This window comes from Arenimonas daejeonensis (assembly GCF_007993735.1).
In the GTDB taxonomy this organism is placed as follows: domain Bacteria; phylum Pseudomonadota; class Gammaproteobacteria; order Xanthomonadales; family Xanthomonadaceae; genus Arenimonas; species Arenimonas daejeonensis.
Window position 1 is genome coordinate 1,098,864 of the sequence record NZ_CP042453.1, and the last position, 20,892, is coordinate 1,119,755.

Below are 20,892 nucleotides of genomic sequence, written 5' to 3' on the forward strand. Positions count from 1 at the left end.
GTGTTCCAGCGCGGCCTGCACCGGCTGCTGGCGCGAACGCCGCCAGCCATCGGCGGCGTAGATCGCCAGCGCGAACCAGATCGCACCGAAACCGACCGCCTGGGTAGAAGTGAAGGCCTCGCCCAGCAGCCACACGCCACTGAGCAGCTGCAGGGTCGGCGCGATGTACTGCAGGATGCCGACCAGCGAATAAGGAATGCGGCGCGCGCCGTAGGCGAAGCCAATGAGTGGCAGTGCAGTCAGGGCACCGCCGAACACAAGGAGCGCATCACTGCCCCACCCGCTGTTTCCAAACGCCCCACCCCCTGCACCTGCGCCCACACCAGCCACGCCAGCGCCGGCACCAGCAGGATCAGGCTCTCGATCGCCAGCCCCGGGATCGCATCCACGTGCGCCACTTTGCGGATCAGCCCGTAGATGGCGAAGCTGAAAGCCAGCGCCAGCGATATCCAGGCGGCTCGCCGTGCTGGAAGGCCAGCCACAGCACGCCCAGCGCCGCGATGCCCACCGCCGCCCACTGCGCGGCGTTCAGGCGTTCGCGCAGCACCAGCACGCCGATCAGCACGTTCACCAGCGGGTTGATGAAATAGCCCAGGCTGGCCTCGACCACGCGGCCGTGCGTCACCGCCCAGATGTAGATGCCCCAGTTGAAGCTGATCAGCAGGCTGCTGGCCAGCAGCAGCCGGCCGACCTTCGGTCGCGTCAGCGATTCGCGCAGCCAGGCGGTGCCTTCGCGAAGCAGCAGGTAACCGACCACGAACAGCGCGCACCAGACGATGCGGTGGGCGATGATCTGCATCGAGGGCACGTGCTTGAGCAGGTACCAATAGAGCGGGAACACGCCCCACAGCACGTAGGACGCGATCGCGGCGCTCAGGCCCTTGCGGTCGATGGCGGGGGTGGGGTTCACGGCGGCTCCGGGGCAGGCCGCGGGATTATCCGCTCGTTGCGGCCGTCATGCCTGCAACGGTGTGTGCGCCGGCCCGGCACGGTTTCCCGTGCCGGGAACAGCGGTCTACTGCGTGCGCAGCGCCGTGGTCACCTGCATGCGCGCGGCGCGGATCGCCGGCAGCAGGCCGCCGATGAAGCCGATGATCATGGCGATCACCAGACCGGTCAGGACCAGCGACGGCGTCACCGCGAACTCGAACACCACCTGGGTGAAGCTGGCCTGGCTCAGGGTCGACACCGACAGTCCGTTGAACAACAGGTAGGCGATCACCGCGCCGACCACGCCGCCGACCAGGGACAGCAGCACCGCCTCGACCATCACCGAAGCCAGCACCGGCATGCCGCCGAAACCGATCGCACGCAGCGTGGCGATCTCGCGGGTCCGAGTGGACACTGCCGCGTACATCGTGTTCAGCGCCGCGAAGATGGCGCCAAGGCCCATGATCAGGGTGACCACCACCGCCAGGCCCATGATCGTCTCGCGCACGCCCTTGGTCTGCGCGCTGTAGTAGACCGGTTCGGCGGTGACGTCCACCGCCAGCCGCGGATCGGCCGTCAGGGCCGCGCGCAGTGTTTCGATCGCCGCCGGCGATTCCAGCCCGACGCGCACCGAACTGACCGCATTGCCACGGTTGAAGGCCGACTGCGCGGTGCCCAGGTCCACCCACATCTCGCTGTCGTTGGCGTCGCCCGACTGGAAGCGGCCGACCACGGCCCAGTCCGAGTTGCGCATGCGGATCGTCTGCCCGACCTGCACGCCGCCGAACTGGCCGGCGACACCGGTGCCGACGATCATTTCGCGCTTGCCCGGCTCGAAGCGCCGGCCTTCGACCACTTCAAGCTGCGGACGCAGTTCGAATGACGCCGCCTCGACGCCGCGCAGGGTGACATTGGCGACCGCGGCGGGATCGTCTTTCCTCGGCAGTTCGGAGATCACCATGATCTCGCCGGCGGCCAGCGGCCTCCCGTCCTTGCCCTTGCGGATGCCGGGGCCGAGCTTGATCAGGTCGGTGGAATCGCCGCCGAACCCGGAGTTGAGCTCGGCGCCGGACTGGCCGCGCAGCACGATCGCATTGTCCGGCCGACCGGCCTCGACCAGGGTGGAGGCGAAGCCGTTGGCCATCGCCAGCAGCGCGGTGAACACCGCGACCACACCGGCCAGGCCGATGACGATCACCAGCGAGGCGCCCCAGCGCTGCGGCACGCTGCGCAGGTTCATCTGGGTGATTGCGAGGATCTGCTTGATCATCGGGGTTCTCCTTTCAGCGGCCGGCGAGGGCGTCGACGATGCGCAGGCGGCGCGCGCGCAGCGCCGGCAGCAGGCCGACCGCGAGGCTCAGCACGACGATCGCGACCAGACCGGCGATCCAGACCTCGGCGCCGACGATGATCGGCGGCAGGAAGCCGCCGGAGTTGGCACTGATGCCCTGGCTGAGCATCGCCGAGATGCCGAGCCCGAGCAGCCCGCCGATCGCACACAGCGCCAGCGTCTCGGCCAGCACGAAGGCCAGCACCGCGTTGTCGGTGAAGCCCAGGGTCTTGAGCACCGCGTATTGCGGAATGCGCTCGCGCACGCTCTGCGCCATCGTGTTGGCGACCACCAGCAGCAGGGTGAAGAACACCGCGAACAGTATCCAGCGCACCATCATGCCGATGTCGCCGAGCTGCTTGAGGAAGTTGACCATGAAGTCCTTCTCGGCCATCGAGCGGGTTTCGTCGGCGGTGTTCTCGAAGCGCTTGTCGATCGTGCGCGCCACCGCCTCGGCCATCGCCGGGTCCTCGACCTTGATCGCGAACATGCCGGCCAGGCCCCTTCCGAAGGCCGTGGCCTCGTCGAAGTAGGCGTGGTTGATGTAGATCGCGTTGGTCTGCGACTGCCAGCTCGTCGACGCCGTCGAAGATGCCGACCACGTCGAACGCCCATTCCTTGCTGCCGTCCTTCTGCGGGAAGATCGTCGACGACAGCGGGATGCGGTCGCCGACCTTCCAGCCGTACTTGTCGGCGACCATGCGGCCGACGATGGCGCCGGTGCGGCCGTTGGCGAACGCGCGCCAGTGTTCCTCCGGCATCACGTACTCGGGATAGACCTTGTGCAGGCGCTCGGGATCGACCGCGAAGGTGAAGATCTCGGTGTTGTCCACTTTCGACAGGCCGCCGAACCACTGCTGGTACATCGCGGTCTCCACGCCCGGGATGGCGTCGATCTCCGGCACCACGCGCATCGGCAGCGAGTTGGTGAACGACACCCGCGACTGGGTGATGATGCGGGTGGTTCCGACGAAGTCGCCGCTGCCGCTGAACACGACGTTCACCGCCTGCAGCAGGCCGAACAGTACGAACGCGAACACGATGCAGCCCATCGTCAGCAGCGTGCGCGTCTTGCGGTGGAAGAGGTTGGCGAGGACCAGTCCGGTGCGTGTCATGGCGGCGTCCTCAGTGCGCCGCGACGGCGTCGACCAGCAGGCCCTTGTCGAGGTGCACGGTATGCGTCGCGAACTCGGCGGCCTTCGGGTCGTGGGTGACCATCACGATCGTCTTGCCGTGCTCGCGGTTGAGCACCTGCAGCAGGGTCAGGATCTCGTCGGCCGTCTTGCGGTCGAGGTCGCCGGTCGGTTCGTCGCAGATCAGCAGGGTCGGGTCGGTGACCAGGGCGCGGGCGATCGCCACGCGCTGCTCCTGGCCGCCGGACAGCTCGCTGGGCTTGTGGCCGCCGCGATCGCCGAGGCCGACGAGCTGCAGCGCCACCTGCGCCCGCTTCGTGCGTTCGGCGCCACCCATCGACGCCAGCAGCAGCGGCAGTTCGACGTTCTTCTGCGCCGTCAGCACCGGCAGCAGGTTGTAGAACTGGAACACGAAGCCGACGTGGTGCGCGCGCCAGGCCGCCAGGTCTCCGCCCGACATCTGGTCGATGCGGCGGCCTTCGACCGACACGGTGCCGGAGGTCGGCGTGTCCAGCCCGCCGATCAGGTTCAGCAGCGTCGTCTTGCCCGAGCCGGACGGCCCCATCAGCGCGACGAAATCGCCCTTGGGGATGTCGAGGTCGATGCCGTGCAGCACCTCGACCGTCTGCTTGCCGCGGGTGTAGTGCTTGGTGAGCGATCGGATCTGGACCAGGGACTCGGACATGGCTTGCCTCGTGCGTGTTCGCAGGAAAAGGGGAAGTGGATCAGGGCGTGGCGGCGACCTTTCCGCCGTCGGTGAGTTCTTCGGGCGGTGACAGCACCACCCGTTCGCCGACCGTCAGGCCGCGGGTGATGCGGCGCTGGCCGTCGCGGGCGTCGCCGGCCTCGATCTCGCGCAGCCCGGCGCGGCCGTCGCGCACCACGAAGGCGACCGTGCTGCCGTCGCGCTGCACCACCGCCTCGGCGGGCACGGTGACGCCGGTGATGACCGGAGCATTGGCCACGGCCGGTTTTTCATCCTCGAGGAAGGACACGCGCACGCCCATGTCGGGCACCACGCGTTCGTCCTTCTCCTTGAAGGCGATGCGCACCTTCACCGTGGCCTTGCTGCGGTCGGCGGTGGGCACGATCGCGATCACCTCGGCGGGGATGCGCCAGTCCGGATACGCGTTCAGCACCGCTTCGACCTTCTGCTTCGGCTTCACGCGGCCGATGAAGGCCTCGTTGACGTCCACCTGGATCTCCAGCGAGTCCATGTCCACCACGGTGCCGATGCCGGTGCGGGTGAAACCGCCACCGGCCGACATCGGCGAGATGATCTCGCCCGGCTGCGCGGCCTTGACCGTGATCACGCCATCAAAGGGCGCGCGCACGATGGTGTTGTCCACGCCGATGTCCGACAGCGACAGCGTCTCCACCGCGACCTGCAGGTTGCTGCGTGCGCTCTGCAGCTGCGCGGCCAGGGCATCGCGTTCGGACTGGGCCTGGTCCAGCGCGGCGGTGGCGACGAGCTTGCGCGCGGCCATGTCGCGGGTGCGCACCAGGTTCTGTTCGGCCAGCTTCAGCTGCGCCTGCGCGCGCGTCACGTCGCTGCGCGCGGCCTCCAGCTGGGCGGCGGACAGGTCGCGCTGGGCGTCGGCGTCGGTCGGTTCCAGGCGGGCGAGCACGTCGCCCTCCTTCACCTTCTGGCCTTCTTCGATCAGCACTTCCATCACCTTGCCGGTGATCTTGGAAGACACCGTGGCGATACGGCGCGCCGTGACATACCCGGAGGCATCGAGCACAGAGGACGCCGACGCGCCGCTGCCGGCGACCTGGGCCTGCGCGGTCGCGGTTCTCACCGGCAGCGGTTCTTCGCGCAGCGCCCACCAGGTGGCGGCGGCGATCACGGCGGCCGCGACGGGAATGACGATCAGCCAGGGACTGCGACCACCGGCACGCGGCGGCGGCGCCGCGTTGCGGTCGATGCGGAGCTGGTGCAGCAGGTCGGGCGAATGGGTCATGGGATCCGCGTTGTGTCCGGAAGGCGGCCAGTGTAACCACCGACCGCGTGGGCCCAAGGTGCCGGAAGACACTTTTCGCGGTCAGTGGCGGATTTCATGCGCCGCGCCTGACGCTTGTCATGCGCGCGTGGGCTCAGCCGCCGAAACGGCCCTTCAGCAGGCCCCAGGCGGCGCGCAGGCCCTGCGCTTCGCCGCCGGCGGGTTTGCCGGGGCGGTCGCTGTCGTTCCAGGCGTACACGTCCACGTGCGTCCAGCGCTGGCCTTCGGGCACAAAACGTTCGAGGTACACGGCGGCGGTGATGCAGCCCGCCATGCGCGACGGGCCGGAGTTGGCGAGGTCGGCGATGCCGGACTTGAGGTAGCTGGCATACGGACGCCACAGCGGCATGCGCCACAGCGGATCGCGCGTGCGTTCGCCGGCGGCGAGGTAATCCGCGGCCAGGCTGTCGTCGTTGGCGAACAGCGCCGGCAGGTCCGGGCCCAGGCGATGCGCGCCGCGCCGGTGAGCGTGGCGAAATCCATCAGCAGTGCCGGCTTGGCTTCGGCGGCGTAGGCCAGCGCATCGCACAGCACCAGCCGGCCCTCGGCGTCGGTGTTGTCCACTTCCACGCTCAGGCCCAGGCGCGTGGCCAGCACTTCACCGGGGCGGAAGGCGTTCGGGCCGATCGAATTCTCGACCGCGGGCACCAGCAGCTGCAGGCGCACCGGCAGCCTGCGCGCCATCACCAGCTGGGCCAGGCCCAGCGCGTGCGCCGAACCGCCCATGTCTTTCTTCATGTTGCGCATGCCATCGGCGGCCTTGATGTCCAGGCCGCCGGTGTCGAAGCACACGCCCTTGCCGACGATGGCCAGGCGCGGGTGCGCTTCGTCGCCCCAGGTCAGTTCGATCAGGCGCGGCGCGCGGTGGCTGGCGCGGCCGACGGCGTGGATGGCGGGGAAGTTCTGCTTCAGCAGGTCTTCGCCGGCGACCACGTTCAACTGGCCGCCGTAGGCCTGGGCCAGGCGCGCGGCCACGGCTTCGAGTTCGGCCGGACCCATGTGTTCGGTCGGCGTATTGACCAGGTCGCGCACCAGGGTGGCGGCCTTGAGCAGCGCGAAGGCCTCGCTGTTGTCGGTGCCGGCGTCCTCCAGTACCAGGCGCGCCGGGGCGCGGCCGGGTTTGAGGTAGCGGTCGAAGCGGTAGGCACCGAGGCCCCAGCCCAGCAGCGCCTGGCCCGGGTCCAGGGCCAGCGGCGAATCCGGCGAAAGGCGGTAATTGCCCGGCGGCAGCATGGACGGCAGGTGCGCCAGCGCCAGCGGGTCGCCGGGATCGGAAATACCGGCCAGGGAATACGCCGGCTGGCCGTCGGCGCCGGGCACCAGCAGGGGCGCGCCGGACTGGCCGGAGAAGTCATGTGCAGCCAGCCAGGCCTGCACGGCCGCCGATTGCCGGTCGCGCCAGGCGCCGTAACCGGCGCGGTCCACCAGCACCAGCGGCAGGGCCGCCAGGTTCGGCTCGGGGCTGGCGAAGCAGGGCGGCAGGCTCATCGGGTCTCCGTGTCGTGTTGGTCCAGCCAGTCGGCCAGCCCGGCAAGCGTAGCGAATTCAAGGTCTGGCCGCGGCAGGCCCAGGGGCCATCTTTCCTTCCGGCGATTGATCCAGCAACTGGACATGCCGGCGCGACGGGCGCCGACCACGTCCAGCAGCGGATCGTCGCCGATGTGCAGCACCTGTGCCGGCGCCAGGCCCAGGCGTTCGCAGGTGGCGTGGAAGATCGGCGTGTCGGGCTTGGCCACGCCCAGTTCGCGGGCGCTGACGAAATGCACGAAATGGGCCTGGATGCCGATACGCGCCAGGTCGGCATTGCCATTGGTCAGTGCCGCCACCGGCCGGCGTGCGGCCAGCCGCTGCAGCGCATCCAGCGCGTCGGGGTAGAACTCGACCTGGTTGCGGGTGGCGTAGAAGGTCTCGAACGCCGCTTCGGCGTGTCTGGCGTCATCGCCGCATTCGTCCAGTGCGCGTTGCAGCGACAGCCGGCGCTGGTGGGTGAAGTCGTGCGCGAACTCCGGATGCTCAGCCGCCACTTTCTCGCGCAACTTGCGCATGCGGTGCACCGGGAAACGCTGGGCGGTGCGCGGGCAGTGCTCGCGCAGGAAGGCGTCGAGCGCGAGTTCGGCGCGTTCGATCAGTGGCCAGATCGGCCAGAGGGTGTCGTCGAGGTCGAGGCTGAGGGCAAGCGGCGGTGCGTTCACGGGCGCAAGGATACTCCGTCGGCCGGTGAGCCCGCCGTGAGTCATTCCAGCAGCCGCGACCAGCCCTGCCAGGCCTCGACCCGGCTGGCGACGATCTTCAGGCAGACCAGCATCGGCACCGCCACCAGCAGGCCGATCGCACCCCACAGCCAGCCCCACAGCATCAGCCACAGGATGATCGCCAGCGGGTTGATGCGCATGGTCCGGCCCAGCACCATCGGCGTCAGCACGTTGCTCTCGACGCCGTGCAGCACCAGGAAACCCGCCGCCGGCAGCAGGGCCGTGCCGATGGTGTCGAACTCCGACAGCCCGACCAGGGCCAGCAGCAGCGCCATGATCAGCGGCCCGACGAAGGGCGTGAGGTTGAGCGCCGCGGCCAGCACGCCCCACAGCAGCGGGTCCTCGACGCCGAGGTACCACAGCAGGCCGGCGGTGGCGCCGCCCAGGGCCAGGCTGGTGGCGGTGATGGTGAGCATGTAGCGCGACAGGTCGCTCTGGATCTGCTGGACGATGTCGGCGGTCAGGCGTTTCTGCGCCCGGGTCCGGCGCAGTGCCATCAGTTTGCGCAGCACGTCGTCGCCGTACACGAGGAAACTGAAGGTCAGCAGGATCACCGCCAGCAGCGAGCCCAGCACCCGCGGCGTGGCCGACACCAGGTCGGCGCGTGGCGGCCGCACCACCACTTCGTCCGGGCCCGCCGGGCCGTCGCCGGTAAGGTCGTCGAAAACGTTGGTGCGGCTGGCTTCGCGCAGCGGCTGGATCATGGCCTTGAGCTTCGGCGCCGCCTCGCGCATCGCGAACGGCACCTTGCGCGCCCAGTCCGCCGCCGGCTTGGACACGAACACACCGACCGCACCCAGGCTGCCCAGCAGCCCCGCCACCAGCAGCAGCGCCGCCAGCCCGCGCGGCAGCCAGCGCAGCGGCGCGCGGTTGATCAGCGGGCTGAGCAGCATGGCGAAAAATGCCGCCATCACCACCGGCAGGATCAGGCTGGAGGCGAAGTAGCAGGTGTACAGGACCACGCCCAGCACCAGCACCCACAGCAGGCGCGAGTTCGACTGCAGCACTGCCAGGCGCTGGGCGTGGCCCGACAGCGGCGCGTGCGACGGTTCGTCGGCGGTGGCGGGGACGCTTCGGTCATCTGCGCCGGGTCGGCGGCGACCGAAGGGGCAGGGGTTTGTGCCGGGTCCGGGCGCTCAGGCGTCGACACGGTTTTTCTTCCGGCGCCGGCGGCGCGGTTTCCGCACGGGTTCCGCGGCTGCTTCCGCCTCTTCTTCCGCTTCCGCTTCGGCCTCGGCCATCGCTTCCGCCACGGTTCCGTCGGGTGTTTCGTCCGCCGTTTCCTCCGCCGTCGCCGCGGCGGCGGTGACGCCCGCCAGCAGGCCCGGCAGCACCGATTCCATCACCAGCGACATCAGTGGCCCGCTCAGCAGTTGCCCGCCCAGGCTGGCGATCGGCCCGCTGCCGGGCGTGCGCAGGCCGCTGGCGAAACCCAGGGCCAGGCCCGACACGACGATGCGCACCGGCGTGGCGCTGCGCCGGAATTCCGACTTCAGTTGCCCCAGCGCGTCCTGCGCCGCCTGGCGCTGGCCTTCGCAGCGCAGTTCCGCGGCCCGCACCGCGGCCTCTTTCTCGGCCAGGCTCACGGCGCCGACTCCGGGTCGGCCGCGCCGCGCAGGCCCCGCTTGAGCTGGCGCCGGGTCGCCTCGAAGTCGGCCAGCCGCAGCGCCGCGCGGGCGCGCACCACGCCGAACCAGGCGATGGCGCCGCTGACCAGCAGCGGATCGCGATCGCCACCGGCAAGGGCGCGCCGGCCGAACTCAGCAGGCTCACCGCCAGCGCGGTGACCAGCAGGTACATGGTGCCCAGCATCACCGTGGCCACCAGCAGGTAGACCAGGGCCTGGAATGCAGGGCGTCGCGCGCCAGCCCGACTTCGGCGGCGAACAACTGGCGCAGCGCATCGAAGGTGCCGACGTAGGCGCGCGCGGTGTCGCGGGCGGCGTCCAGCACCGCGCGCGCGTCATCGGCCAGCGGGCCCGCGGCGGCGGGATCGGGGTTCGGGGTGCCGTCCGGGTCCTGGCCCGGATCCTGGCCGCTCATCGGCGGCTTACTTGCGACGAGTCAGCGCGGCGACCAGGTAACCGGCCGCGAAGGCGATGCCGAACGAGGCCAGCGGCTTGCTGCGGATCAGGTCTTCGGCCTGGGTCAGCATGCCCTTGCCCTGGTCGAGCAGGCCCTGCAGTTTTTCGTCCAGTTCGGCCTTGGCTTCGCGCGCGGCGGCGGTGCTGGCGCCCATCGCGTCGGCCACGCCGGACTTCAGGGCGTCGCGGGCCTCGCCCAGGCTTTCCTTGGCCGATTCGAGGTGGTCCAGGTCGGGCACCGCATCCAGCGGCGGGGTGGGCTCGGGCATCGGGCGGGACATGGCGGGGCTCCTCTGCGATCCAGTACGTCACCTTACACCGGCGCCGCGGCGCCGGTTCATTCCATCACCAGATACCCGAAGCGGCGGCCGCGGGCGACGCTGAGCACCAGGTCGCGCGGCTCGCTGGCCAGGACGCTTCGGAACGCCGGCAGGTCGGTCACGTTGCGGCGGTTGACCTGGCCGATGCGGTCGCCGGCGCGCAGGCCGTTGCGCGCGGCGCGGCTGCCGGGTTCGACCTTGCTGGCGATCACGCCGATCAGGCCCTGCTGGCGGAAACGCTCCGGCAGTTCGGTCAGGGTGGCACCGGCCAGGCGCGGGTCGATGTCGCCGCCGTCCACTTCCTTGGCTTGGGCTTTGAGGGTGGCGGACACGCTCACCTTCTGGCCGTCGCGCAGCAGGTCCAGGCGCACTTGTTGGTCCACCGGCAGCAGGCCTTCGAGATTGCGCAGCGCCTGGGCGCTGTCGATGCGCTCGCCGTTGGCGGCCACCACGATGTCGCCCGGGCGCACGCCGGCGCTTTCGGCCGGCGAGCCGCGGTAGACCCGCGCCACCAGGGCGCCGCGCTGGTTGGCCGGCAGCTCCAGCTGCCGGGCGACGTAGGGCGTGATCTCCTCGCCGTCCAGGCCCAGCGAACCGCGGCGCACCTCGCCGTAGGCCATCAGCTGGCGCATGACCTCGCGCGCCAGGTTGGCGGGAATGGCGAAACCCAGGCCGATGTTGCCGGCGTTGCTGCCGCGAGGATTGAAGCTGGCGGTGTTGATGCCCACCAGCTCGCCGCGCAGGTTCACCAGCGCGCCACCGGAATTGCCCGGGTTGATCGAGGCATCGGTCTGGATGAAGTTCTGGTAGCCCAGTCCCTGCAGGCCGCTGCGGCCCACGGCGGAGACGATGCCGCTGGTGACGGTCTGGCCCAGGCCGAAGGGGTTGCCCACGGCCACCACGAAGTCGCCCACGCGCAGCTGGGTCGAATCGGCCAGGTTCAGCGCGCTCAGGTCCTCGGCGGGAATGCGGATCACGGCCACGTCGGTATCGGGATCGGCACCGACCAGCTCGGCCTCGAAGGTCCGGCCGTCGGCCAGGGTCACGGACACGCCGTCGGCGTTCTCGATCACGTGGTAGTTGGTCAGCACCAGGCCGCGTTCGGCGTCCACGATCACGCCCGAACCCAGCGACTGCTGCATGCGTTCCTGCGGCATGCCGCCGGGCATGCCGAAGAATTCGGCCAGCGGATTGCGCATCCGCACGACCTGGCGGGAATAGACGTTGACCACGGCCGGGGTCACGTTCTGCAGCATCGGCGCCAGCGAGGGCACCGGCGCGCCGCTCATGCCGGCCGGCAGGGCGGCCTGGGCGGCGCGGGGCAGGGCCAGGTCGGCGGCGCCGTCGAGCGCGACCCGGGCCCGGGTCGGGGTTTCGGCCGGCCGGGGCACGGCGGGCTGGCTGAGCCAGTGGTGGGCGCCGGCGCCGGCCAGGCCGGCGATCAGGAGGGCGGTGGCGGCGGTCAGAAGACGCATGGAACGGACTCCGGGCTCAGGCCATCAGCAGGACGGACGGGATAGCAGATGGGACCCGAACCGGGGCTGGACAAGGGCCGGTCCGGCCCGTCCAGGCCCCCGGGAACCGTGATGACGGTCTGGTTCCACGGCCGGGTTGAGCCGCCAACGTAGCGGCCGGGGGTTTCAGGCCAAGTCTGGGAGTGCCGTGGAACATCTTGAAGCCGCTGCGTTTTCGTCACATTTCGGGTTGTTGACAGCCCCCCGTCGAGGGGTAGTTTTGCCTTCCGCTGCCACTACATCTTGTGTCGGGCAGCGGGGCGGCCCCAAGTCTTGGGGTCGGAGCTTGCACGACGCGACGGCGAGACGGCATGCGGGAATCGGACAGGACAGCACAGAAACCCAGGGGCCAGGCCCCGCGGGCGGGCGTCGCTTCCCCGGATTCCCGGCCGGCACGACCCGATAAGAATTCACAAAAAGGCGCCCTTCCGAGGGGTGCCCCGGGAGGAAGAAAGGACTTATGAGCACGGTTCGCCTGGAGGCGGTCAAACACAACGCGGCGCAGGATATCGAGATGCAGCCGGCGTCCCAGGACATCTGGGACAAGAAGTACCGCCTCAAGACCAAGAAGGGCGAGCCGGTCGACGCGACCATCGACCACACCTACCAGCGCGTGGCCAAGGCCCTGGCCGAGGCCGAGCCGAGCAGCGAAAAGCAGAAGTACTGGTACGAGCGTTTCCTCTGGGCCCTGCGCCGCGGTGCCATCCCCGCCGGCCGCATCACCTCCAATGCCGGTGCGCTCGAGCACAAGCCGGCCACCAGCACCATCAACTGCACCGTGTCGGGAATCATCACCGACTCGATGGACGACATCCTGGGCAAGGTGCACGAAGCGGGCCTGACCCTGAAGGCCGGCTGCGGCATCGGCTACGAGTTCAGCACGCTGCGCCCGCGCGGCGCCTACGTCTCGGGCGCCGGCGCCTACACCAGCGGCCCGCTGAGCTTCATGGATATCTACGACAAGATGTGCTTCACCGTCTCGTCGGCCGGCGGCCGCCGCGGCGCCCAGATGGGCACCTTCGACGTGTCGCACCCGGACGTGAAGGAATTCATCGGCGCCAAGCGCGAGGACGGGCGCCTGCGCCAGTTCAACCTCTCGCTGCTGGTCACCGACGAGTTCATGCAGGCGGTGGAAAAGGACAAGGACTGGCCGCTGGTGTTCCCGGTGAACATCAAGGAAGCCGGCGAAGTGGACACCAGCGACCCGAAGCAGGTGGTCTGGCGCGACTGGCCGCACACCAACAACTACGTGACCCGCGAAGACGGCATGGTGGCCTGCAAGATCTACGGCCACATCCGCGCCCAGCAGCTGTGGAACCGCATCATGGCGTCCACCTACGACTTCGCCGAGCCGGGTTTCATCCTGATCGACCGCGTCAACGAGATGAACAACAACTGGTGGTGCGAGAACATCCGCGCCACCAACCCCTGCGGCGAGCAGCCGCTGCCGCCCTACGGCGCCTGCCTGCTGGGTTCGGTGAACCTGACCAAGTTCGTGCGCGATCCCTTCACCGACAAGGCGCGCTTCGACTGGGAGGAATACAAGGAAGTGGTGCGCGTGTTCACCCGCATGCTCGACAACGTGGTCGAGGTGAACGGCCTGCCGCTGGAACAGCAGCGCAACGAGATCATGCGCAAGCGCCGCCACGGCATGGGCTTCCCTGGGCCTGGGCAGCACCGTGACCATGCTGAAGATGAAGTACGGCGAGAAGGATTCCATCGCCTTCACCGAACAGGTGAGCCGCGAGATGGCCGTCGCCGGTTGGGAGATGGGCCTGAGCCTGGCCAAGGAAAAGGGCCCGGCGCCGATCATGGACGAGGACTTCACCGTCACCGCCGAGATGCTGCGCAAGCGCCCGGAGATGAAGAAGGACGGCTGGAAGGTCGGCCAGATCATCAAGGGCCGCCAGCTGCACGCCCAGTACTCACGCTACATGCAGCGCGTGGCCGGCGTGGCGCCGGAGCTGGTGAAGGAGCTGTCGGAAACCGGCGCCCGCTTCACCCACCACAGCTCGATCGCGCCGACCGGCACGATTTCCCTGAGCCTGGCCAACAACGCGTCCAACGGCATCGAGCCCTCGTTCGCGCACCACTACAGCCGCAACGTCATCCGCGAAGGCAAGAAGTCCAAGGAAAAGGTCGAGGTGTTCAGCTACGAGCTGCTGGCCTACCGCACCCTGGTGAACGCCGAGGCCATGCCGTTCAGCACCGACGAGAAGACCCGCCTGCCGGAGTACTTCGTGTCGGCCGACGACATCACCCCCAAGGCGCACGTGGACATCCAGGCCGCCAGCCAGAAGTGGGTGGACAGCTCGATCTCCAAGACCGCGAACGTCCCGACGGACTACCCGTACGAGGACTTCAAGGACATCTACATGTACGCCCACAAGCAGGGCCTGAAGGGTTGCACCACCTTCCGCTTCAACCCGGCCGCCTTCGGGGCGTGCTGGTGAAGGAAGCCGACCTGGAAAACACCACCTACCGCTTCGAACTCGAGGACGGCAGCGTGGTGGAAGTGAAGGGCAACGAAGAGATCGAATACGACGGCGAGCTGCACAGCGCCGCCAACCTGTTCGACGCCCTGAAGGAAGGCTACTACGGCAAGTTCTGATGCCCGGCCCCGCGCGCAAGCCGCGCGGGATCGCGCTAGATTAGGCCCGCGGCCGATCGCCGCGGTTTCATCGACGAGGAGAGCGGTATGAGCAACGGCAACGGTGTGACGGCGGCCATTTCCAGTGCCGCCGACAGCGTCAGTGAAAAGGCCTCGGAAATCGGCAGCGCCATCGCCGACCAGGCAGGCAAGGCGGTGACGGCGACCAAGAAGGCCGCCGCCCCGGTGATCAAGAAGGCCAAGGCCCAGATCAAGAAGGCCGAGAACTCCGACACCGGCAAGGCCGTGAAGAAGGCCGTGACCGGCGCCAAGAAGACGGCGGCCGCGGCGGTGAAGGCGGTCAAGGACAAGGTCGGCGGCGGCAAGAAGGCGGCGCCGAAGAAGAAGGCGGCTCCGAAGAAGAAGGCCGCGGCCAAGAAGGTCGCCGCCAAGCGCACCGCCAAGAAGGCCGTGCGCAAGGCGGCGGTGAAGAAGGCCGTGGCCAAGCGCGCCGTCAAGAAGGCCGTGAAGAAGAAGGTCGCGACCAGGAAGGGCGCGAAGAAAGCCGTGAAGAAGGCCGTGCGCAAGGCGGCCGTGAAGAAGAAGATTGTGGCCAGGAAGGTCGCAAGAAAGGTCGCCAAGAAACCGGCGGCCCGCAAGAAGACGGCCCGAAAGGTTGCCAGGAAGCGCTAAAGCCTGAGGCTGTCCCGATTGTCGTACCCCGTCCCCCCGCCGCTGTGCGGCGGGGGGCTCCGGGCGAACCATCCACCGAACACATAAGCGAAAAGAACCAGATGGCCATCAAGATCAGCAAGAAAATCAAGGGTTACAGCGTGCAGAAGCCCGAGGACAAGGCCAAGGAGGCTGCCGCGCCCGTCGCCGCGCCCGTGGTCGAACTCGAGCCGGCCTCGAACATCATCCAGATGCACGAGAAGGTCGAGCGCCCCGAAGTGCTGATCGGTTCCACCTACAAGATCAAGTCGCCGCTGGTCGAACACGCGATGTACGTGACCATCAACGACATCGTGCTCAACCCGGGCACGGAGCACGAGCTGCGCCGTCCGTTCGAGGTGTTCATCAACTCCAAGAACATGGACCACTTCCAGTGGATCGTGGCCCTGACCCGCATCATGAGCGCCGTGTTCCGCAAGGGCGGCGACGTCACCTTCCTGGTGGACGAGATGAAGGCGGTGTTCGACCCGCGCGGCGGCTACTTCAAGGCCGGCGGCGTCTACATGCCGTCGATCGTGGCCGAGATCGGTTCCGTGGTCGAGGAACACCTCAAGTCGATCGGCATGATCATCGACCCCGAGCTCAGCGAAGCCCAGAAGCAGCTGATCGCCGACAAGCGCGCCGCCTACGAGAACCGCGCAAAAAAAAAGTCTGACGGCCTGAGCGGCGCCCCCGCAGGTCCCGGCACCGACGGCGCCAGCGCCGACGAGGCGGTGCAGGTCACCGGCGAGGGCGCCTCTTTCCCGCCCAGCGCGACCATGTGCTTCAAGTGCAACACCAAGGCCACCGTCATTATGGATGGGTGTGCCACTTGCCTGAATTGCGGCTACAGCAAGTGCGGCTGAGGCCTATTCCTGCTTATCGCGCCGACTGCCGGGCCCCGTGAAGGGGCCCGTTTTTTTTTCGTATCCCGGGACCTGCGATGACACCCGATACCACTCCGGCCAAGTGCGCCGCACTGTTTTTGGTGATGGTCCTCGCCTCGGCGCCCGTTGCCGATGGCTTGGCGCAAGGCCCCGCGCAGACCGGCGTGACCGGGGAGATCGGGTCAGACGCTGTGAATGCCAAAAGTCCTGCACTGGTCGATGCGCTCGACCGTGCGGGCGAACTGGAAACAGCGGGTCGCTTCAGCGAAATCGATGCCGTGCTGCAGCCATGGGCCGATCTTGGCGATCCGGACGTGGATTACACGCGCGCATACGCCCTGTTCGCAGCCCGGATGAATGGACTTCACGAGTCGGAGTTTGCCAGCGTCGACCTCGCGGAGGTTGAGCAGCTTGCCGAGCGCGCCGCCGGCAACGGCCATGGCGGCGCGATGAACCTGTTGTACATGACCCACGGCAACGGCTATGGCCGGGCAGTCGACATGCCGAAAGCGATGGAGTACCTGAATCGCGCTGTCGCCGCCGGCGACATCGGCGCCCGCGTCAGCCTCGCGACGATGCTCTACGAGGGGCGCCCATGGCTGCCGCGCGATCGTGAGCGCGCATGCCGGATGTTCGTCGATTTCGCGACTGTCGAGGGTGCGGGTGCATTTTCGCTGTATTACCTAGGGCTGGCCACAGTGAGAGGCGAATGCGGGCTCGACGAGGACTTGGCAAAAGGCGTCGATTTCATACGCCGTGCCGCCGAGGGCGGAGTGCGCGATGCCGAGCGTGATTTCGGCAAAGCCCTGGAGAAGGGTGTCGGCGTGGAGCGTGACATCGATGAAGCGCTGAAGTGGTACGAGTCAGCTGGGTCGCACGGAGACGGGTACGCATTGTGGCGGTTGGGAATGGCCCATGTGGATGGCGAAGGTCGTGCAAAGGACCCCGTTCGTGCGGTGGAGTACTTCCGCCGCGCCGCGCCGCGGACGCCGGCAGCGGCGATGCCCTCGTCAGCCTGGCGGTGATGTACGCGACCGGATCTGGTGTCGAACAGGATGCGAGCAAGGCGGCGGACTACTACCTACAGGCAGCCGATGCAGGCGTTTCCCACGCCTTTCGTGGACTCGCGGTGATGGCGCTCAACGGCGAGGGCATGGACAGCGACCCTGTACGCGCCTGGGTGCTCTATTCGCAGGGCGTCGAGCTTGGCAACGCACCAGAGCCGAAACTCCTCGCGGTAATTGAGAAGCAGCTGGATGAAGCGGAAAAAAAAGAAGCCGCGGCCCAGCTCGATCGCTGGAAGGCGCAGCGCCAACAGCCTGACTGACCGCTGCGCTCGGCGCGACAGCGGGGTCAGGTTCAGAAATTCAAGGTTCTTCCTGCCCGCTCAAAGAGCGCGCTGGTTACTCCGGCGCCTTTCCGGTCAAAAGCTGGTCGATTACCGGGTTTATTTTTGCCTCGGTACCAGCCCACTTATTGAGCGCAAACCCGCCGCTATGCCGGTAGTTGGCGGTGCCGATGGTCGACCCGTTTCGCGACAGCCGGAGCTCCGCGTAGTCGAGATAGGGCTTCAGGTCCCAACCTCGTTCTGCCGTGTAATTGAGGACGTATTCACAACTGGCGGGAAGCGGCAGGTCGTGCACGGAAGTAGCGATGCCGTGCCGCATGAAGCCTTGCTCCGTCACGGTGAGAAAGTCGGAGACAGCAACTTTCGGGTTGCGCTCGATGCAGACGTGGTTGATCTCGTGTTGGCTCTTGTCGACCTGGCTGACCTGCACGCTGGTGCAACCGGAGAGAAAGATCGCGCTGGCGATCAGAGCGACGGGCGTGTTCCGCATGGGAGTCCAGAAGTATTGGTCGGCGTTGAAGCTACTTTGTTTGTAAGGGAATGTCCTGTCGGCGCCTGGTGGAATGTCCGGAACTGTGAGCTGGTTCTGAAAGCCGGGGACGAGGCGCGGTTTTTCTCGCGCCCGTCCTGAAACAATCCACCCCGGCGTTTACCGGTTCGACAGGTACCACCGCAGGGGGCGGGCATGGCGAAGTTCTGGTTTCTACTCACGGTCGCTTTCGTCGACCTGATCGTGGCCGTGGTGCTGGTGAACTGGGGACATGGCTCCATCGCCTTCCTGTTCCTGCTGATCGCGGCCCTGATGGGCGGTTACGCTTTCTTCTCGACGCCCAGTGTGAGGCGCGATCCGCGTGGGCGCCTGCAGCAGGCCGAGGTGCCTTACGGCAGCGTGCTCGGCACGGTGGGCGCGATTGCCATCATGGTGTGCGCGGCCTACGTGGCCTTCATCAGCAGCCGGCCGCTGCCGCCTGAGCCACGCAAGCCGACGCGTACGGTTTCGACTCCGCGGCCCGCACCGCCTCCGGCCTATCAGCCGCCGCGCAGCTACAACCCGTCGCCGGCGTCGGCCGCGCTGTACAAATGCGTGGACGCCCAGGGGCAGTCCATCTTCCAGTCGCGGCCCTGCGCGGCCGGCACCACCCAGGCCTGGGTGCGCGACGCGACGCCCGAGGCGCCGCCCAGCCGCGCTCAGCTCGAACGCCAGGCGCGGGCGCGGCGCGCGGCCGAACAGCAGGCGGCCTACGAGACTGACGCGCGCTCGAATGGCGTTCAATATTCCATGCCGGACCCCGGCACATCGGCGGCCTGCCAGGCCGCCCGCGATGCCGATGCCGCCTACCGTCGCCAGCCACTGCAATACGTCACCCACGACGGACTGCGCCGCCACGGCGACCTTATCCGCGAAGCCTGCGGCTGAGGCAGAAGGGCGGTCCCGCGGTGTCATTTCCGGCGCTGCTTCCGCTCGTCAGCCCACCACCACCACGCGCCCGGAACCGGTCTTTTATGTGAACCAGTTCACAGTTTTGACCTGCCGAAGGCCGGTTAATGTCCCCAAAGACAGCAGACCGCCGTTCCGGGCGGCGCGCCAACAGGGGCTGGCATGACTCCGATCTACACCGCCGAAAGCACGCTCGACGCGCAGCTAGTCCAGGACCTGTTGCTGGGGGCCGGCATCACCGCGCACGTGTTCGGCCGCAACGTGGCCGGGGCGATTCCCGAGGTGCCCGACAGTGGCCAGATCCGCGTGGTCGTCGAGGACGACGAAGCCGACCTCGCGCGCGCCATGATCCAAGACTGGCAGACCGGTCCCGAACTAGATGGCGACGACCTGGACCTTGGGGTCGACAGCGTGCTGCTGGACGACGACGCCTGAGTTCGCGGCTGTTCAACAGGTGAACCCGACGCTGCTGCGCGCCGAGCCGGCAGACATGGCAGGGCGTATCCTCGACGCGCTGGCGGGTTGAAACCCGCGCTCCAGGCCCGACGTCCGATCGCATGTCCGACCATCCGCTCGACAACCCGATCTGGCAGTCCCTGGCCCACCGCCATCGCGGGCTAGCGCTCGCGCAAGGCGAGGTGCTGCGTTATCCCGCCGACATCGCGCCCTTCCTCGGCGTGCCCGGCCCGCACGTTGCGCTGGCGCCGGCGATCGACACCCTGGTTCCACCCGGCGACACCGTGCTGCTGCTCGGCGCCGTGCCGCCGCAGCCGCCCGGCTGGACGCTGCAGCCATTGGGCGACCTCGCGCAGATGGTCTGCGAGGCGCCGCTGCCCGAAGTGGATGGCCCCGGGTTCATCGAACTGGGCGAACCCCATCGCGCCGATGTGCTGGCACTCACCGCCCTGGTGTATCCGCACTATTTCCGCCCGCACACGATGAAGCTGGGCCGTTACTTCGGCATGTACGTCGACGACCGGCTGGCGGCGATCATCGGCGAGCGCATGGGTCCGCCCGGCTGGCGCGAGATCAGCGCGGTCTGCACGCACCCGGACTTCCTCGGCCGCGGTTACGCACGCCGGCTGATGGCCTGGCTGTCGAACGACATCCTGGCGCAGGGGCTGACGCCCTTCCTGCACGTGAGCCGGCAGAACACCCGCGCGCTGTCGATGTACGAGAACAACGGCTACCGCACCCGCACCGGCATCGCCTTCTGGTCGCTGGCCCGCCAGGGATGAACGCCGGCCCGCCCGCACCCGAGCGCCCGGCGGTGCCTTCGCCCTGCACCCGCCGCTGTTGCCTGGACGAACGTGATGTCTGCCTGGGCTGTGGCCGGCACCTGCAGGAGATCCTGCGCTGGCATGAGGCTGGAGACGAGGAGCGGCGTGGAATCCTGGCCGCGGCCGCGGCCCGGCAGGACGCCCGGGGCCGGGGCCCGGCGGCTGGAACGCGGTAGTACTGGCGCCGTCACCGGGATGTGGTCAAAGTAGCCTCCACGCGCTACAGGGTCGCCCTGTGCAGGACGGCAGGGCCCGGCCATTCCGCTTCCATCCACCGATCGGAGAAGACGATGCCGAAACACAGCCCGCGAATCGCACTGGCCGCGCTGGCCCTCGCACTGGCGCTTCCGCTGGAGGCGGCGGCCGACGACGGCTGGGACTGGCAGGTCGCCCCGTACCTCTGGTTCCCGACGGTGAGCGTGGACTTCTACCGCGATCTGCCGGCGTTCGGAGACGAGAACCGCTTTCCGGACATCGTCAGCGAAGTCGACGGCGCCTTCATGCTGCACGCCGAAGGGCAGGGCGACCGTTTCGGTGTGTTCGGTGACGTGACCTTCTTCTCGGTGGGCGAGCAGCGTTCGCGCCCCGCCTTCGCGACCGATTCGGGCATCGACGCCACCGTGTTCGAAGTGGCCGGCGTGTGGAACGTCGAGCCCGAGCGTTACAAGGGCCTGGAACTGTTCGGTGGCCTGCGCTATTTCGACGTTGATTTCGACGCGAGCATCACTCCGACCAATCCGATCTTCTCCGCGGTCAGCTTCGGCGAAGACCGGTCCTATGCCGACTTCCTGCTGGGTGCGCGTTACCACGCCTCCCTGTCGGAACGCTGGGGCATGACCCTGCGCGGCGACGGGTCCTGGGGCGAATCCGACGGCAGCTTCGGTGCCAGCGCCATGTTCAGTTTTTCGATGACGCACGGCGCCTGGCTGTTCGGTTACCGCTACCTGCAGGCCGACCTGCCGACGCCCGGGCAGTCGATGGAAATCGACCTGTCCGGCCCGGTGGTCGCCTACGCCTTCCGGTTCTGAGCCTCGATACAAGCGCATGGCCCCGGGGCGGTATGGCCCTTGGGG

At 68.2% G+C, this 20,892-nt stretch carries 20 protein-coding genes and 3 pseudogenes; 10 read left to right on the forward strand and 13 right to left on the reverse strand.

Annotated features, from left to right (window positions below):
* Window positions 1-18 precede the first annotated feature (18 nt).
* The 12 genes and pseudogenes from rarD to FRZ33_RS05265 form a co-directional block, all read right to left on the reverse strand.
* Window positions 19-910: pseudogene (gene rarD, locus FRZ33_RS05210) on the reverse strand (EamA family transporter RarD); the annotation flags it as partial.
* Window positions 911-1,015: 105 nt separating this feature from the next.
* The gene (locus FRZ33_RS05215; protein ID WP_146908121.1) at window positions 1,016-2,200 is read right to left on the reverse strand and encodes an ABC transporter permease; all 1,185 of its coding nucleotides are present in this window, start codon (window positions 2,198-2,200) and stop codon (window positions 1,016-1,018) included.
* A gap of 13 nt (window positions 2,201-2,213) precedes the next feature.
* On the reverse strand, window positions 2,214-2,750 hold the full coding sequence (locus FRZ33_RS05220; protein ID WP_146908122.1) for an ABC transporter permease: 537 nt from the start codon (window positions 2,748-2,750) through the stop codon (window positions 2,214-2,216).
* Window positions 2,751-3,385: 635 nt separating this feature from the next.
* Entirely contained in the window at window positions 3,386-4,078 is a 693-nt protein-coding gene (locus FRZ33_RS05225) for an ABC transporter ATP-binding protein (RefSeq protein WP_146908124.1), read from the reverse strand.
* Between the two features lie 40 nt (window positions 4,079-4,118).
* Complete coding sequence (locus tag FRZ33_RS05230) at window positions 4,119-5,357, reverse strand: efflux RND transporter periplasmic adaptor subunit (RefSeq protein ID WP_146908126.1); 1,239 nt, start codon at window positions 5,355-5,357, stop codon at window positions 4,119-4,121.
* Window positions 5,358-5,490: 133 nt separating this feature from the next.
* Window positions 5,491-6,773, reverse strand: a pseudogene (locus FRZ33_RS05235) (leucyl aminopeptidase family protein).
* A 107-nt stretch (window positions 6,774-6,880) separates the two neighbouring features.
* On the reverse strand, window positions 6,881-7,588 hold the full coding sequence (locus FRZ33_RS05240) for an HAD family hydrolase (RefSeq protein ID WP_227978144.1): 708 nt from the start codon (window positions 7,586-7,588) through the stop codon (window positions 6,881-6,883).
* Between the two features lie 41 nt (window positions 7,589-7,629).
* Window positions 7,630-8,655, reverse strand: coding sequence for an AI-2E family transporter (locus tag FRZ33_RS05245; protein ID WP_146908130.1), 1,026 nt, complete (start codon window positions 8,653-8,655; stop codon window positions 7,630-7,632).
* Between the two features lie 129 nt (window positions 8,656-8,784).
* Window positions 8,785-9,234, reverse strand: coding sequence for a hypothetical protein (locus FRZ33_RS05250; RefSeq protein ID WP_146908132.1), 450 nt, complete (start codon window positions 9,232-9,234; stop codon window positions 8,785-8,787).
* A gap of 225 nt (window positions 9,235-9,459) precedes the next feature.
* The gene (locus FRZ33_RS05255) at window positions 9,460-9,690 is read right to left on the reverse strand and encodes a hypothetical protein (protein WP_146908134.1); all 231 of its coding nucleotides are present in this window, start codon (window positions 9,688-9,690) and stop codon (window positions 9,460-9,462) included.
* Between the two features lie 7 nt (window positions 9,691-9,697).
* On the reverse strand, window positions 9,698-10,012 hold the full coding sequence (locus tag FRZ33_RS05260) for an ElaB/YgaM/YqjD family protein (protein ID WP_227978145.1): 315 nt from the start codon (window positions 10,010-10,012) through the stop codon (window positions 9,698-9,700).
* A gap of 56 nt (window positions 10,013-10,068) precedes the next feature.
* The gene (locus FRZ33_RS05265) at window positions 10,069-11,526 is read right to left on the reverse strand and encodes a Do family serine endopeptidase (RefSeq protein ID WP_146908136.1); all 1,458 of its coding nucleotides are present in this window, start codon (window positions 11,524-11,526) and stop codon (window positions 10,069-10,071) included.
* A 499-nt stretch (window positions 11,527-12,025) separates the two neighbouring features.
* Here FRZ33_RS05265 and FRZ33_RS05270 point away from each other — a divergent pair.
* The 5 genes and pseudogenes from FRZ33_RS05270 to FRZ33_RS05290 all read left to right on the forward strand — a co-directional run bounded on the left by FRZ33_RS05270 (window position 12,026) and on the right by FRZ33_RS05290 (window position 17,080).
* Window positions 12,026-14,176, forward strand: a pseudogene (locus tag FRZ33_RS05270) (adenosylcobalamin-dependent ribonucleoside-diphosphate reductase).
* An 87-nt stretch (window positions 14,177-14,263) separates the two neighbouring features.
* Window positions 14,264-14,848, forward strand: a complete 585-nt coding sequence (locus FRZ33_RS05275) for a hypothetical protein (RefSeq protein ID WP_146908138.1) — start codon at window positions 14,264-14,266, stop codon at window positions 14,846-14,848.
* A 101-nt stretch (window positions 14,849-14,949) separates the two neighbouring features.
* On the forward strand, window positions 14,950-15,732 hold the full coding sequence (locus FRZ33_RS05280) for a TSCPD domain-containing protein (RefSeq protein ID WP_146908140.1): 783 nt from the start codon (window positions 14,950-14,952) through the stop codon (window positions 15,730-15,732).
* 77 nt (window positions 15,733-15,809) lie between these two features.
* Window positions 15,810-16,778, forward strand: a complete 969-nt coding sequence (locus FRZ33_RS05285) for a tetratricopeptide repeat protein (RefSeq protein ID WP_146908142.1) — start codon at window positions 15,810-15,812, stop codon at window positions 16,776-16,778.
* Entirely contained in the window at window positions 16,778-17,080 is a 303-nt protein-coding gene (locus FRZ33_RS05290; RefSeq protein WP_146910583.1) for an SEL1-like repeat protein, read from the forward strand. Before FRZ33_RS05285 ends, FRZ33_RS05290 begins: the two co-directional genes overlap by 1 nt.
* Before the next feature lie 76 nt (window positions 17,081-17,156).
* Here the strand turns inward: FRZ33_RS05290 and FRZ33_RS05295 are convergent, their stop codons facing one another.
* Window positions 17,157-17,591 carry an Sbal_3080 family lipoprotein gene (locus tag FRZ33_RS05295; RefSeq protein WP_146908144.1) on the reverse strand — a complete coding sequence of 145 codons (435 nt, stop codon included), beginning with the start codon at window positions 17,589-17,591 and terminating at the stop codon, window positions 17,157-17,159.
* 195 nt (window positions 17,592-17,786) lie between these two features.
* Between FRZ33_RS05295 and FRZ33_RS05300 the strand changes: the two genes are divergently transcribed.
* The 5 genes from FRZ33_RS05300 (at window position 17,787) to FRZ33_RS05320 (ending at window position 20,847) form a co-directional block, all read left to right on the forward strand.
* Complete coding sequence (locus FRZ33_RS05300) at window positions 17,787-18,518, forward strand: DUF4124 domain-containing protein (protein ID WP_146908146.1); 732 nt, start codon at window positions 17,787-17,789, stop codon at window positions 18,516-18,518.
* A 183-nt stretch (window positions 18,519-18,701) separates the two neighbouring features.
* Window positions 18,702-18,974 (forward strand): putative signal transducing protein, encoded by a 273-nt coding sequence (locus FRZ33_RS05305; protein WP_146908148.1) that lies wholly within the window; start codon window positions 18,702-18,704, stop codon window positions 18,972-18,974.
* Window positions 18,975-19,096: 122 nt separating this feature from the next.
* Window positions 19,097-19,777 carry a GNAT family N-acetyltransferase gene (locus FRZ33_RS05310; RefSeq protein ID WP_146908150.1) on the forward strand — a complete coding sequence of 227 codons (681 nt, stop codon included), beginning with the start codon at window positions 19,097-19,099 and terminating at the stop codon, window positions 19,775-19,777.
* Complete coding sequence (locus FRZ33_RS17600; RefSeq protein WP_146908152.1) at window positions 19,774-19,995, forward strand: DUF1289 domain-containing protein; 222 nt, start codon at window positions 19,774-19,776, stop codon at window positions 19,993-19,995. The genes FRZ33_RS05310 and FRZ33_RS17600 overlap by 4 nt, the downstream gene beginning before the upstream one ends.
* A 114-nt stretch (window positions 19,996-20,109) precedes the next feature.
* Window positions 20,110-20,847, forward strand: a complete 738-nt coding sequence (locus FRZ33_RS05320; RefSeq protein ID WP_146908153.1) for a hypothetical protein — start codon at window positions 20,110-20,112, stop codon at window positions 20,845-20,847.
* The last annotated feature ends 45 nt before the right edge of the window (window positions 20,848-20,892 follow it).